The 13,595-nt window shown below is 69.6% G+C and carries 13 protein-coding genes; 11 read left to right on the top strand and 2 right to left on the bottom strand.

The window, feature by feature from the left end:
- Window positions 1-38: 38 nt before the first annotated feature.
- The 3 genes from rsmI to QNO12_RS10505 all read left to right on the top strand — a co-directional run bounded on the left by rsmI (window position 39) and on the right by QNO12_RS10505 (window position 3,531).
- Window positions 39-857, top strand: a complete 819-nt coding sequence (gene rsmI, locus QNO12_RS10515; protein WP_257502305.1) for a 16S rRNA (cytidine(1402)-2'-O)-methyltransferase — start codon at window positions 39-41, stop codon at window positions 855-857.
- Between the two features lie 109 nt (window positions 858-966).
- Window positions 967-2,544: a methionine--tRNA ligase gene (metG, locus tag QNO12_RS10510; protein ID WP_257502306.1), complete on the top strand. Its 1,578-nt coding sequence runs from the start codon at window positions 967-969 to the stop codon at window positions 2,542-2,544.
- A gap of 93 nt (window positions 2,545-2,637) precedes the next feature.
- Complete coding sequence (locus tag QNO12_RS10505; RefSeq protein ID WP_257502307.1) at window positions 2,638-3,531, top strand: TatD family hydrolase; 894 nt, start codon at window positions 2,638-2,640, stop codon at window positions 3,529-3,531.
- A gap of 136 nt (window positions 3,532-3,667) precedes the next feature.
- On the opposite strand, the gene QNO12_RS10500 is transcribed toward QNO12_RS10505, so the two are convergent.
- Entirely contained in the window at window positions 3,668-5,131 is a 1,464-nt protein-coding gene (locus QNO12_RS10500) for a sugar porter family MFS transporter (RefSeq protein ID WP_257502308.1), read from the bottom strand.
- 129 nt (window positions 5,132-5,260) lie between these two features.
- Between QNO12_RS10500 and rsmA the strand changes: the two genes are divergently transcribed.
- Together rsmA and QNO12_RS10490 are read left to right on the top strand one after the other, a co-directional pair.
- The gene (rsmA, locus tag QNO12_RS10495) at window positions 5,261-6,100 is read left to right on the top strand and encodes a 16S rRNA (adenine(1518)-N(6)/adenine(1519)-N(6))-dimethyltransferase RsmA (protein WP_257502309.1); all 840 of its coding nucleotides are present in this window, start codon (window positions 5,261-5,263) and stop codon (window positions 6,098-6,100) included.
- A gap of 119 nt (window positions 6,101-6,219) precedes the next feature.
- Window positions 6,220-7,143: a phosphodiesterase gene (locus tag QNO12_RS10490; protein WP_257502310.1), complete on the top strand. Its 924-nt coding sequence runs from the start codon at window positions 6,220-6,222 to the stop codon at window positions 7,141-7,143.
- Here the strand turns inward: QNO12_RS10490 and QNO12_RS10485 are convergent.
- The gene (locus tag QNO12_RS10485) at window positions 7,091-8,671 is read right to left on the bottom strand and encodes a stealth family protein (protein WP_257502311.1); all 1,581 of its coding nucleotides are present in this window, start codon (window positions 8,669-8,671) and stop codon (window positions 7,091-7,093) included. The genes QNO12_RS10490 and QNO12_RS10485 overlap by 53 nt on opposite strands.
- Before the next feature lie 158 nt (window positions 8,672-8,829).
- On the opposite strand from QNO12_RS10485, the gene mgrA reads away from it, so the two are divergent.
- From mgrA to QNO12_RS10455, 6 genes are all read left to right on the top strand, one after another.
- Window positions 8,830-9,897: an L-glyceraldehyde 3-phosphate reductase gene (gene mgrA, locus QNO12_RS10480; protein ID WP_285177918.1), complete on the top strand. Its 1,068-nt coding sequence runs from the start codon at window positions 8,830-8,832 to the stop codon at window positions 9,895-9,897.
- Window positions 9,894-10,817, top strand: a complete 924-nt coding sequence (locus tag QNO12_RS10475; RefSeq protein ID WP_257502312.1) for a 4-(cytidine 5'-diphospho)-2-C-methyl-D-erythritol kinase — start codon at window positions 9,894-9,896, stop codon at window positions 10,815-10,817. The genes mgrA and QNO12_RS10475 overlap by 4 nt, the downstream gene beginning before the upstream one ends.
- 176 nt (window positions 10,818-10,993) lie before the next feature.
- Window positions 10,994-11,314 (top strand): DUF427 domain-containing protein, encoded by a 321-nt coding sequence (locus tag QNO12_RS10470; protein ID WP_257502313.1) that lies wholly within the window; start codon window positions 10,994-10,996, stop codon window positions 11,312-11,314.
- A 42-nt stretch (window positions 11,315-11,356) separates the two neighbouring features.
- Window positions 11,357-12,178: an ABC transporter ATP-binding protein gene (locus QNO12_RS10465; RefSeq protein WP_257502314.1), complete on the top strand. Its 822-nt coding sequence runs from the start codon at window positions 11,357-11,359 to the stop codon at window positions 12,176-12,178.
- Complete coding sequence (locus QNO12_RS10460; protein ID WP_257502315.1) at window positions 12,175-12,858, top strand: ABC transporter permease; 684 nt, start codon at window positions 12,175-12,177, stop codon at window positions 12,856-12,858. Before QNO12_RS10465 ends, QNO12_RS10460 begins: the two co-directional genes overlap by 4 nt.
- Window positions 12,855-13,592, top strand: a complete 738-nt coding sequence (locus QNO12_RS10455; protein ID WP_257502316.1) for an ABC transporter permease — start codon at window positions 12,855-12,857, stop codon at window positions 13,590-13,592. Before QNO12_RS10460 ends, QNO12_RS10455 begins: the two co-directional genes overlap by 4 nt.
- Window positions 13,593-13,595 lie beyond the last annotated feature (3 nt).

The raw sequence follows: 13,595 nt of genomic DNA, 5'->3' as shown, positions 1-13,595 counted from the left end.
AACGGTCGCCGGCACAGGCACCAGCCTAAGGTGGGACCGTGATCATCCTGGCTGCGACCCCGATCGGCAACCTCGGCGACGCGTCGCGTCGCCTGGTGGAAGCCCTGGAATCGGCGACCGTGATCGCGGCGGAGGACACCCGCACCACGCAACGGCTGCTGGCGGGTCTGGGCGTGGCCAACCGCCCGCGGCTGATCGCCCTGCACGATCACAACGAGAAGGAGCGTGCCGCCGAACTGGTCACCCTCGCCCGGGAACAGGACCTGCTCGTTCTGAGCGACGCCGGCATGCCCACGGTGAGCGACCCGGGATACGGGCTGGTGGCCGCCGCCGCGGCAGCCGGCGTTCAAGTCACCGTGATCCCCGGTCCCAGCGCGGTGCTGGCCGCACTGGCGGTGTCGGGTCTTCCCACCGACCGGTTCACGTTCGAGGGCTTCCTGCCGCGCAAGCCCGGAGACCGCCGGGCCGCCCTGCGCGCGCTGGCCACGGAGCGGCGGACGATGGTCTTCTTCGAATCGGCGGCGCGGGTCGCGGCATCCCTCACCGACATCGCCGCGGCGCTGGGCGCCGAGCGCCGCGTGGCCGTGTGCCGCGAGCTGACCAAGCTCTACGAGGAGGTCGTCCGCGGAACCGCCGGATCTCTGGCCGAGTGGGCCGCCGCTGGGGTGCGCGGCGAGCTGGTCCTGGTGGTGGAGGGCGCCCCGGCCGCGCAGATCTCCTTTCCGGATGCGGTCACCCAGGTACTCGAGCTGGTGCGCACCGGCACGCGGCTCAAGGATGCCGCCGGCGAGGTGTCCGGTCACACCGGGCACTCCTCGCGCGAGCTGTACCAGGCCGCTCTCGCGGTCAAGAACTGACCGCGAGAGCGGATCGGCGCCACGAGACCGACGCCGACGCACCCCGTCGCGCGGCGTCCATGCCGTCACGCGGGGGGAAGGCCGCGTTGAGCCCAACTAGAATCTCCTGGTGAGCACCGGGGAATCCTTTTACATCACGACGCCGATCTACTATCCGAGCGACGTGCCCCACATCGGCCACGGCTACACCACCGTGGCGGTGGACACGCTGGCCCGCTGGCACCGCCAGGCCGGCGATGACACCTGGATGCTGACCGGCACCGACGAGCACGGACAGAAGATGCTCCGTGCCGCCGCAGCCAACGGTGCGACGCCGCAGGAGTGGGTGGACCGGCTGGTGGCCGAGTCATGGCATCCGATGCTCGAGACGCTGAACGTGGCCAACGACGACTTCATCCGCACCACGCAGGAGCGGCACGAGGAGCGCGTGCAGAAGTTTGTCCAGGCGATCTACGACCGCGGTTACATCTACGCGGGCGAGTTCGAGGCGCTCTACTGCGTCGGGTGCGAGGAGTTCAAGACCGAGTCCGAGATCGTCGACGGCACCGGCCCGTTCGAGGGTCTGAAGGTCTGCGTGATCCACTCCAAGCCGCTGGAGCTGCTGCAGGAGAAGAACTACTTCTTCAAGCTCAGCGAGTTCCAGGACCGGCTGCTGGAGCTGTATCGCACGGCGCCCGACTTCGTGCGGCCCGAATCCGCCCGCAACGAGGTGGTCTCCTTCGTCAAGCAGGGACTGAAGGACCTGTCGATCTCGCGGTCCACGTTCGACTGGGGCATCAAGGTGCCGTGGGACGAGTCGCACGTGATCTACGTGTGGGTGGATGCGCTGCTGAACTACGCCACCGCGGTGGGCTACGGGTCCGACCCTGAGGAGTTCGCCCGCCGCTGGCCGGCCTATCACGTCGTCGGCAAGGACATCCTGCGCTTCCACGCGGTGATCTGGCCGGCGATGCTGATGGCCGCCGGCGTCGAGGTGCCCAGGGGCGTCTTCGCGCACGGCTGGCTGCTGGTCGGCGGGGAGAAGATGTCCAAGTCGAAGCTCACCGGCATCGCCCCGAGCGAGATCACGGATGTGTTCGGCTCGGACGCCTACCGCTTCTACTTCCTCTCCGCGATCGCGTTCGGACAGGACGGCTCGTTCTCATGGGAGGACCTGTCCGCGCGCTATCAGGCGGAACTGGCCAACGGGTTCGGCAACCTCGCCTCGCGCACGACGGCGATGATCGACAGGTACTTCGAGGGCATCGTGCCGCCGGCGGGGGAGTACACCGAGCAGGACCTGGCGATCCAGCGGACCGTGGCCGACGCCGCAGCCGCTGCCGACGCGGCCATGGCGCGGTTCCGCATCGACGAGGCCATCGCCGCGATCTGGACGATCGTGGACGCACTGAACGGCTACATCACCGAGAACGAGCCGTGGGTGCTGGCCAAGGACGACGCGCAGCGCGTCCGCCTGGGCACAGTGCTGTACACCGCCGCGGAAGGGCTGCGTGCCATGGCGGTGCTGATCTCCCCGGTGACGCCGATCGCCAGCGAGAAGCTGTGGGTCGCGCTGGGCGCCGCCGACACGCTCGGCCGTCTGCAGGACCAGCCGATCCGCGAGGCGGGACGCTGGGGCATCCTTCCGCCGGGCGCCTCGGTGAGCGCGCTGGCGCCCCTGTTCCCGCGCGTCGAGCAGAGCGTGTGACGGAAGCGGCAGCATCCGTGTCCGCACTTGGCAGCTCCGTGTCCCCGATGTTGTTGCCCGCGGGGGCCTCAGGCACCGCTTTTCGGGACACGCATGAGTGAGCCGGCCGACCCCAGCGCGTACGTGCGCGAGCGCCACAACGACGGCAAGCGCGACATCCGCCGGCCCGCCGCGCCGGAGCCGCTGCCGGTGGCCGTCTACGACAACCACGCGCACCTGGAGATCGCGGATGGCGACGAGCCGCTGAGCCTGGACCAGCAGCTCGCGCGGGCGGCGGCGGTCGGAGTGGCCGGGGTGGTGCAGGCGGGCGGTGACATCGACTCGAGCCGCTGGTCGGCGTGGGCCGCGGCATCCCACCCCGGGGTGCTGGCGGCGGTGGCGATCCACCCGAACGAGGCCCCCGCGTACGAGGCCGCGGGGCAGCTGGATGCCGCGATCGCCGTCATCGACGAGCTGGCCGCTCAGCCGCGCGTGCGCGCGATCGGCGAGACCGGCCTGGACTTCTTCCGCACCGAGCAGGAAGGGTTCGCCGCACAGTTCCGCTCATTCGAGGCGCACATCGAGCTGGCCAAGACGCACGGCATCGCGATGCAGATCCATGACCGTGACGCCCACGACGCGGTCCTGGAGACCCTGGAGCGGGTCGGAGCACCCGAGCGCACCGTCTTCCACTGCTTCTCCGGCGACGCCGCGATGGCCACCCGGTGCGCGGAGCGCGGGTACTACCTGTCCTTCGCGGGAAACGTGACCTTCAGCAACGCGCAGAACCTCCGCGACGCGCTCAAGGTCACGCCGCGGGATCGGATCCTGGTCGAGACGGACGCGCCGTTCCTGACCCCCACCCCGCACCGCGGTCGCCCCAACGCGCCGTATCTGGTCCCGGTGACGGTGCGCTTTCTGGCCGTCCAGCTCGAGATCGAACTGGACGAGCTGTGCGCGCAGCTGGCCGCCAACACCCTCGAGGTCTACGGGTCCTTCGCGGACTGAGGGCTACTCGTCCTGATCGTCGAGGCGCTTCTGCTCCTGTTCCTCCAGGCGGTCCTTCTCCCGCTGCGCTGCCTCACGCTCCTCGCGGACCCTCTCGTGCTCGGGCTTGTTGTTCGTCATGGGTCGGATCTGCTCCCTACTCGGCGGTCTTCGCCGGCTTCGGGGTCTTCGCGGCCCTAGCCGGCTCCGTGTCGGTCATCGACTCCAGGGTGCGACCCTTCGTCTCGCGCACGAACCTGAGCACGAAGAAGATGGCGACCAAGGCGAAGAACGTGTACACGCCGTAAGCCAGGCCCAGTCCGACCGATGCCAGCGCCGGGAACGTGGTCGAGATGACGAAGTTGGCCGCCCACTGCGCCGCCGCGGCGACCGAGAGCGCGACCGCGCGGATGCGGTTGCTGAACATCTCGCCCAGCAGCACCCAGACCACCGGCCCCCAGGATGCGCCGAAGAACACGACATACAGGTTCGCCGCCAGCAGCGCAGTGGTTCCCGCGGCGCCCTCGAGCATCGGCTGGCCGTTGACGATCGGCGCCGTGGCGAAGACCACCGCCAGCACGGCGAGGCACACGAACTGTCCGATCGCGCCGACCAGCAGCAGCGGCTTGCGTCCGACCTTGTCGATCAGCAGGATCGCGACCACCGTGGTGACGATGTTGGTCACCGAGGTGATCACGGTGATGGTCAGCGAGTCCTGCTCGGTGAAGCCGACCGCCTGCCACAGCGTGGAGGAGTAGTAGAAGATCACGTTGATGCCGGTGAACTGCTGGAGCACGGACAGGCCGATGCCGACCCAGACGATCGGCAGCAGCCCGAATTTCGACCCGTGCAGGATCGAGAAGCGCGGCCGGTCGGACTTGCCCTCGACGGTCTTGAGGATGTCGGTCGTGGTCTTCTCGACGTGCCCGCCCACGTAGCGGGTGAGGACGTCCTTGGCGCGCTTCATCTCGCCGCGTGCGATGAGGTAGCGCGGCGACTCCGGGATGGTCAGCGCGAGGGCCCCGTAGATCAGGGCCGGGATCACCGCGGAGACGAACATCCATCGCCACGCCTCGGCGCCCAGGAGCCACGGTTCGGTCGAGCTTCCTGCGGTCGCCACGATCGCCGCGTCGGTCAGCAGCGCGACGAAGATGCCGCTGACGATCGCCATCTGCTGCAGCGACCCGAGCCGCCCGCGGTGCTCGGGCGGCGAGACCTCGGCGATGTAGGCCGGTGCGATGACGGATGCCGCGCCCACCCCGAGGCCGCCGACCACGCGCCAGAACGACAGATCCCAGATGCTGAACGCGAAGCCGCAGCCCAGCGCGCTGATGATGAACAGCGCCGCTGCGATGAGCATGACCCGGATGCGGCCGTACCGGTCGGCGATGCGCCCGGCGAACCAGGCGCCGACCGCACAGCCGATCAAGGCCGACGCGACGGCGAAGCCGAGCAGGAACGGGCCGGCGTTGAACTGCTCGCCGATGGCGCTGACGGCGCCGTTGATCACGGCCGTGTCGAAGCCGAACAGGAACCCGCCGAGAGCGGCGGTGGCTGCGACCAGAATGACGCGGGTGATGGGGACGGTGATGTGGGGATCGGATGTCTGGGCCGAACTCACGGGGGGCCTCCTCGTTCGAACCTGCTGCGGGCGTCCTCGCCCGCTGCGCCCACACTTGCGCGCCCGGCGCGGCCCTGTCAAGGGCTGGCGGACGCGGGCGCGCACCCTCGCCCGGCTAGGCTGGAACGCATGCCCGTGACACTTCTCGGCGCGGCCGAGATCCGCGCGCTGGCCTCCGAACTGGATCTGACCCCGACCAAGAAACTGGGTCAGAACTTCGTCGTCGACGCCAACTCCGTCCGGCGCATCGTGTCCGTCGCCCGGGTGCAGCCCGGCGAGCGCGTGGTCGAGGTCGGCCCGGGGCTGGGCTCGCTGACCCTGGCGATCCTCGAGACGGGCGCGGCGGTGACCGCCGTCGAGATCGACCACCGCCTGGCCGCACGCCTGCCGCAGACGGCCGCCGCGCACGGCGTGCCGGAGGGAATGCTCGAGGTCGTCGACGCGGACGCACTCCGGATCACCGCCCTGCCCGGCGACCCCACTGTTCTGGTGGCCAACCTGCCCTACAACGTCTCGGTGCCGGTGCTGCTGCACCTGCTGGAGACCTTCCCGGGAATCCAGCGGGGCGTGGTGATGGTGCAGGCAGAGGTCGGCGAGCGGCTCGCCGCCGCGCCGGGCTCCAAGATCTACGGCGCACCCAGCGTCAAGGCCGCCTGGTACGGCCCGTGGCGGCTGGCCGGCACGGTCTCGCGCCAGGTGTTCTGGCCCGTGCCGAACGTGGACAGCGTGCTGGTCGCGTTCAGCCGCGATGCGCAGCTGCGGGGGACCGAAGCCGAACGGCTGCGCACCTTCCAGATCGTGGATGCCGCGTTCCAGCAGCGGCGCAAGATGCTGCGGCAGGCCGTGTCGGGGGTGTTCGGCTCAGCGGCCGCGGCATCCGTCGTTCTGGAGAAAGCCGGAGTGGCACCCACTGCGCGCGGCGAGGAACTCGGCGTCGAAGAGTTCCTGCGCATCGCCCGGGCCTCATAGGTCCCGATTCGGAACTGTTCGCGCGCCGGTCCCAGGGTGTTCACGAAACATCCCGGTAACATTTGCCTGGGTTCGCCACAGTGGTGGATGCGCGCCGTCGGCGCCGAGGGAGAGGTCCCATGCACACCGCGGAGTATCCGGCGCCCGAGCGCGTCCTGCTGCACCTGAGCGATACACATCTGCGCGCGGCGGGTTCACGTCTGTTCGACCTGGTCGATGCGACCGATCGTCTCACGCGTGCTCTCGGCGTCATCGAAGCATCCGGGATCGCCCCGGATGGCATCGTCTTCACCGGCGATCTGGCCGATCTCGGCGAGGGCGCGGCGTACTCCGAGCTGCGCCGGCTCATCGAACCGTTCGCCCAGCGCCTGGGTAGCAGGGTGTTCTGGGTCATGGGAAACCACGATGATCGTGCCCAGTTCCGCGCGCGCCTGCTCGACGAGCGTCCCGGCGCCGATCCGCTGCCCGTCGACCGGGTGGATGAGCTGGACGGGCTGCGGCTGGTGACCCTCGACTCCAGCGTCCCCGGCTTCCATCACGGCGAGATCAGCGATGCGCAGCTGGCGTGGCTGTCCAATGTGCTCTCCACCCCGGCGCCGCTGGGGAGCATCCTGGCCATGCATCATCCGCCGGTGCCCAGCGTGCTTCCCCTGGCCAGCAGTGTGGAGCTTCGCGATCAGAGCCGCCTGGCGCGCGTGCTGCGCGGGACCGACGTGCGAACGATCATCGCCGGGCACCTGCACTATTCGACCTTCGCGACGTTCGCGGGCATCCCCGTGTCGGTCGCCTCATCGACCTGCTACGCGCAGGATCTGACCGTCCCGGTCGGCGGAACCCGTCCCCAGGACGGTGCCCAGGCGTTCAATCTGGTGCACGTCTACGACGACACCGTGGTGCACTCGGTCGTGCCGGTCGACGCGCCGCACACCCTCGAGCACATCGACGCCCTCGAGGCGCGGCGCCGCCTCGAGGATGCCGGTGTGGTGCCGTTCAACCTGCGACGGTCCGCTCCGCCGACGGAGCCGATTCCCGTTCTGCGCTGACGTCCGTCCGCTCCCACGGAGCCGGAATCGGGAACATGCGCTGCAGGATGTCGGTGAGGGTGCGCACGCGCAGCTCCTCGGGCATCTCCGCCTCGCCGCCGTCGTTCAAGCAGAACATGTCGACGTCCTGCCGGCGGGCCAGACGCTCCATGCCGGCCAGCGACGCGGCCAGCGTGGTCTGGATGTAGCGCACGTGCGGCCGCGTGGTGGCCACGGCGCGCCCGGTGAACTGCGCGTAGTAGTGGTACAGGCTGTTGGTCACCGAGATGTCGGTCGCCGAGCGGAAGCGCGAAGCGGCGGTGCGGGCGAAGTCCGCGGCGAACTCGCGCTCGAGCTCGGCCAGGACGCTGCGGCGCAACGGCGTCGCGCAGTGCTCCAGATCCCGGGTGATGGTGCGGCCGAACCGCTGCCTGAGCAGATCGCGGTTGATGCGGAGGGCGTTGTCGTGACCGCTGCGGCTCGGCGAGGTCGGCCCCGCGCCGATCCGCACGCCGCACTCGACGAACCGGGTCAGGCCTGCCGCCGAGAAGAACAGCTCGGGATCGACGGAGCGGCCGAAGAACATGTCGTCGTTCGAGTAGAGGAAATGCTCGGCCAGCCCGTCGATGCGGTGCAGCTGCGCCTCGACGGCGTGGGAGTTGTGGATCGGCAGCACCGAGGTGTCGGCGAAGAACTCCTCACTGCGCACGATGGTCACGCGCGGGTGATCCAGCAGCCAGGCCGGGGCGGGGGAGTCGGTGGCGATGAAGATCCGCCGGACCCAGGGCGCGTACATGTGCACGCTGCGCAGCGCATAGCGCAGCTCGTCGACGTGACGGTATCGCGCCGGTCCGTCATCGCCCTCGCCGACCACGTACTCGGCCATCTGCGCCGCGCGCTGGCGCTGGAAATCGTTGGAGGACCCGTCCACCCACGAGAAGACCATGTCCACGTCCTCGGTGACCTCGGCCGGATGCACGTCGAACATGCCGCTGATCGTGCGCCACCGGCGCCCGCAGCGCTCCACCTCGGTGAAGGGCAGGTCCGGCGTCGGGGTGAATCGCCGGGTCAGCGCGTTGTCGTGCGGCGCCTCCACGAGCTCCTCGCCGAAACGCCAGAACTCCAGACGGATGCCGAGCTCGTGGTTGTAGCGCAAGCCGCCCGTCGCGCTGATCCGCGGGCGATACACGCGGATCGAGGTCGGTGCGGAGGATGCGGCATCCACGTCGGCGACCAGCATCGGCGCCTGCGCCTTGCGCTTCACGTACAGCGGCTCCGGGACGCCGCCCAGGGCGGCCAAGGCGTTCTCGGCGTGCGCGAGGTCCACGACCAGGGCGAGGGTGCGCAGGTCGTGCCGGATCAGCAGCACCGGGACACCGGCGGCTTCGAGGGCCTGTGCGGTGAGCAGGAGGTCCGCGGTGCGCGCCTCCTGAGGGGTGGTGTGCTCATGGCGCAGCCGCAGCACGCCCTGATCCAGGACGATGTCGTCGCGCTCGAGCAGAGCGGTCCAGCTGCGGGGGTGAGCGGGCAGAGCGGCCAGCGTCGCCATAGGGCCTCCTAGGGAAGAGACCTACTCTAATCCGCTTCGGTTTCGGCGACGTTTCCGGCAGCAGGGCATTGACACCGCCACTCGGACCTGCATCCCGCCCGACGCGGGCTGATCCGGCATCCCGTGACCGCGCGGCCTGCCGGGGCTAGGCTCGGGGCGTGACCGATGCATCGCGTTTCCGCTCCGACATTCGAGACATCCACCGTCCGTACACGGCGGCCGCAGACCGGTATTCCGCGACGGATTATCGGCAGGTCGGCGCGTCCGGGCTGTACCTGCCGCCGCTCTCACTGGGACTGTGGTGGAACTTCGGCGACAACATCCCGTTCGACCGGCAGCGCGAGCTTCTGCGCCACGCGTTCGACAAGGGCATCACGCATTTCGACCTGGCCAACAACTACGGACCTCCGCACGGCAGCGCCGAGACCAACTTCGGTCGCATGATGCGCGAGGATCTCCGTCCGTACCGCGACGAGCTGATCATCTCCTCGAAGGCCGGCTGGGACATGTGGCCGGGACCGTACGGCGACCTGGGCTCGCGCAAGTACATCCTCGCCAGCGCCGACCAGTCCCTGACCCGGATGGGCCTGGACTACGTCGACATCTTCTACTCGCATCGCGTGGATGCCGTCACGCCGATCGAGGAGACGATCGGCGCTTTGGACACGCTCGTGCGGCAGGGCAAGGCGCTGTATGTCGGCATCTCCTCGTACAGCGCCGAGCGCACCGCGACCGCGGCCGCCGTGGCCCGCAGCCTGGGTACGCCGCTGGTGATCCACCAACCCGCCTACTCCATCCTGAACCGGTGGGTCGAGGACGGCCTGACCGGTGTGCTCACGCAGGAGGGCATGGGTGCGATCGCCTTCACCCCGCTGGCTCAAGGCCTGCTGACGAGCAAGTACCTCGGCGACGGCACGGCCGAGCGCGCCCAGCAGCGATCCTCCCTGCCGCACTCGACGCTCTCCGAGCACGGGCTCGCGACGCTGCGTGCGCTGGATGTCATCGCGAAGGAACGCGGACAGACCCTCGCCCAGCTGGCGATCCAGTGGGTGCTGCGCGACCCGGTGGTCTCCTCGGCACTGATCGGCGCATCGCGGACCGAACAGCTGGATGAGAACATCGCCGCGCTGCAGGGCCCGGCATTCTCGACCGAGGAGCTCGAGCAGATCGACATGCTCTCGGACGACATCGCCGTGGACCTGTGGGCGGAGTCGACCCAGCTGTGAGTTCGCCCGCCGCCACCGGCCGCGTCCATGCACGCGCGCCGGGAAAGCTCAACCTCTTCTTCGAGGTGGGCGACGCGCAGGAGGACGGCTATCACGAGGTCGCCTCCGCCTATCAGGCCGTCTCGCTGTACGAGGACGTGTGGGCCGAATCGGCGGAGGACTTCTCGGTCACCGTCTCCGGAACCGTCGATCTCTCCGGCGTCCCGGCCGACGACCGCAACCTGGCGCTGCGCGCCGCTCGGCTGGTCGCGCAGAAGATCGGCTACGCCGGAGGCGTGCATCTGGAGATCGTCAAGCACGTGCCCGTCGCCGGGGGCATGGGCGGGGGCTCGGCGGATGCCGCGGCCGCACTTGTGGCGTGCGATGCCCTGTGGGGCGCCGACCTCGGCACTGCGCAGCTGCACCAGCTGGCCGCACGACTGGGTGCGGATGTCCCGTTCGCGCTGATGGGCGGCACCGCGATCGGCACCGGTCGCGGCGACCAGCTCAGTCCGGCGCTGGCGAAGGGCAGGTTCGACTGGGTCGTGGTCCCGGCCGACGCCGGCCTGTCCACCCCGGAGGTCTACGCGCATCTGGACGTGCTGCGGATGAATCCCGACGTCCTCCGCGCCCCCCGTACTCCCGCCGTCCCTCCCGGCGTGCTGCAGGCCCTGCGCGCGGGCGATCCGGTCTCGCTGGCCGAGCGGGCACGCAATGACCTGCAGACCGCCGCACTCTCGTTGCGACCCCCGCTGAGGGACGCGCTCGAACTCGGCGAGGAGGCCGGCGCGCTGGTCGGACTGGTCTCCGGGTCGGGGCCGACGCTGGCCTTCCTGGCGAGCGACCCGGAGTCGGCTCTGGAACTGCAGGTCGTCCTCTCCGCGGCCGGGTACCGCGCTCTGCACGTCCACGGGCCGGTGCACGGTGCGCGTCTGGCTTAGCTGACGCCGGACGTCCGTCCGGACGGTGCGCTGCGACCACGTCCGTGCGAACTGCGCCACTTCGGGCCCAGTGTCCGTGGGGTTCGCTACGCTCGAAGGCGGTCGGGACCCCGGCCGCTGTGACGAGCCCCGAAGCGCTGCCCTGCACCGAGGACGCGTTTCCTGGAAGGAAATCCATGCAGGCGCGACTGAACGGCACCGTGATCGCCGAGGCCGAAGACGATGACCTCATCCGGATCGAAGGCAACTGGTACTTCCCTCCGGACAGCGTCAACCACGAGTATCTGCAAGAGAGCCCGACCCCGTACACCTGCGCGTGGAAGGGCGAATGCCAGTACTACTCGGTGGTCGGCGACGACGGCGTCCTCCAGGACCGGGCATGGAGCTATCCGGAGCCGTACCCCAGCGCGATCGAACGGGTCGGCAAGGACTTCTCCGGTCACATCGCGTTCTGGAAGGAAGTCGAAGTCGCGGCCTCACCCCGTCCCGGGCAGTGAACACGTCGATGAGCGAGTTCGCCACCTGATGGAGCAGGCGCCGTGATCGAATTCCGATCCGCCTCCAAGGAGTTCCCCGACGGCACGCGCGCCGTCGAGGACTTCAACCTCGTCATCCCGTCCCGCAAGACCACGGTCTTCGTCGGCTCATCCGGTTGCGGCAAGACGACGCTCCTGCGGATGATCAACCGGATGGTCGAGCCGACGGGCGGGGACATCGAGATCGACGGTGACAGCATCCTGACACAGGATGCCGTCAAGCTGCGGCGGCGAATCGGCTACGTGATGCAGAATTCCGGGCTGATGCCGCATTTCACCGTCCTGGACAACGTCGCCACGGTCCCGGTGCTCAGCGGCGTGCCCAAGAAGCGGGCGCGCGAGCAGGCTCTCGCCCTGCTGGACACCGTCGGGTTGGACCGGGCGCTGGCGGGACGCTACCCCAGTCAGCTGTCCGGCGGGCAGCAGCAGCGCGTGGGCGTGGCCCGTGGGCTCGCCGCCGACCCGAACATCCTCCTGATGGATGAGCCGTTCGGTGCGGTGGACCCGATCGTGCGGGCCGACCTGCAGCAGGAGCTGATCCGGCTGCAGCGCGAACTGGGCAAGACGGTCGTGTTCGTCACGCACGACATCGACGAGGCGTTCCTCCTCGGCGATCAGGTGGTGATCCTGCAGAAGGGCGCCCGCATCGCGCAGGTCGGCTCGCCCAGTCAGATCATCGAGGACCCCGCCGACGATTTCGTGGCGAGCTTCATCGGCACCGACCGCGGCCGGCGGGCGCTGACGCTCAAGCAGACCGAGCGCGGGACGGTGGTGGTCGACAGCGACGGGCGCACCCAGGGGGCGATCGTGGGAGGCACCGCGTGAACTGGGTCGGACAGAACCTCGATCTGATCTGGGAGCTGGCGCTGGTGCACCTGCGCCAGTCCGTGATCGCGCTCGTCCTGGGGTTCGTGCTGTCGGTTCCGCTGGGCTGGCTGGCCTGGCGCTACCGCGCCGCGCGAGGCGGCATCCTGGCCGTCACCGGACTGCTGTACACCATCCCGTCGCTCGCCCTGCTGCCCATCCTGCCGGTGCTGCTGGGCACCCCGATCCTCAGCGAGATCAACCTGATCCTCGCGCTGACGATCTACGCCATCGCGCTGATGGTCCGTTCGGTCGCTGATGGGCTGGCCTCGGTCGACACGTCGACGAGACTGGCGGCGACGGCGCTGGGCTACGGCGCCGGCCGCCGCTTCTTCGCCGTGGACTTCCCGCTCGCCGGACCGGTCATCCTCGCGGGTCTGCGGGTCACGGCCGTCAGCACCATCGCTCTGGCCACCGTCGGCGCCCTGATCGGCATCACCAATCTCGGATACCTGTTCACGAACGGTTCGCAGCGCCGCATCATCCCCGAGGTCCTCGCCGGCATCCTCGCCGTGCTGCTGATCGCCCTGGTGATCGACGGCCTGCTGATCGCGGCCGGGCGGGTGCTGATGCCGTGGACGCGGACGCAGCGGCGGCGCGCGCGGCGCGGCGCGCCCGCGCTGGAGGTGAGCGTCGCGTGAACCTCATCGTCGATGCGATCTCGTGGATCTTCTCGGGCGATCCGGGCCGCGGCCTCGCGCCCATCCCGGTGGCCCTCGCTCAGCAGCTGTTCTACACCTTCCTCTCCGTGCTGATCGCGGCGGCGATCGCCATCCCGCTGGGCTGGCTGATCGGCCACACCGGAAAAGGCCGCGACGTCGCAGTCGCGCTCTCGGGTGCGGCCAGGGCGATCCCGTCGTTCGGTCTGCTCGTGCTGCTGGTGCTGCTCATCGGAGTGCTGCGCACCACCGAGGCGGCGGTCATCACGTTCGTCCTCCTGGCGATCCCGTCGATCCTCGCGGGGGCGTACGCGGGATTCGAGGCGATCGACCGCAGGGTGATCGACGCCGCGCGATCGATGGGCATGACCGAGTGGCAGATCCTCTGGCGCGTGGAGGCCCCGCTGGGCCTGACCCTGCTGATCGCCGGTCTGCGCTCGGCCACGCTCCAGGTCGTCGCGACCGTCACGATCGCCGCCTACGTCAACCTCGGTGGGCTGGGGCAGTACATCCTGGCCGGCATCCCGCTGCGACGATTCGAGGTGGTCCTGGGCGGCGCGCTGCTCGTCGCCGCGCTCGCCCTCGTCCTGGACGGCGTCTTCGCGCTGCTGCAGCGCGCCTCCGAGCCGGCCGGCATCCGTGCCGCGCAATCCGAAGATCGTTCTCGTCCGAACAGATCGGCGACCGCTCGCGCCGCCGCCACCGCTCGCGCCTGAAGT

Origin of the sequence: Microbacterium sp. zg-B185 (assembly GCF_030246885.1) — a bacterium.
In the GTDB taxonomy this organism is placed as follows: domain Bacteria; phylum Actinomycetota; class Actinomycetes; order Actinomycetales; family Microbacteriaceae; genus Microbacterium.
Note: the sequence above shows the minus strand (reverse complement) of the source record. Positions and strands in the feature narration are given on the sequence as shown.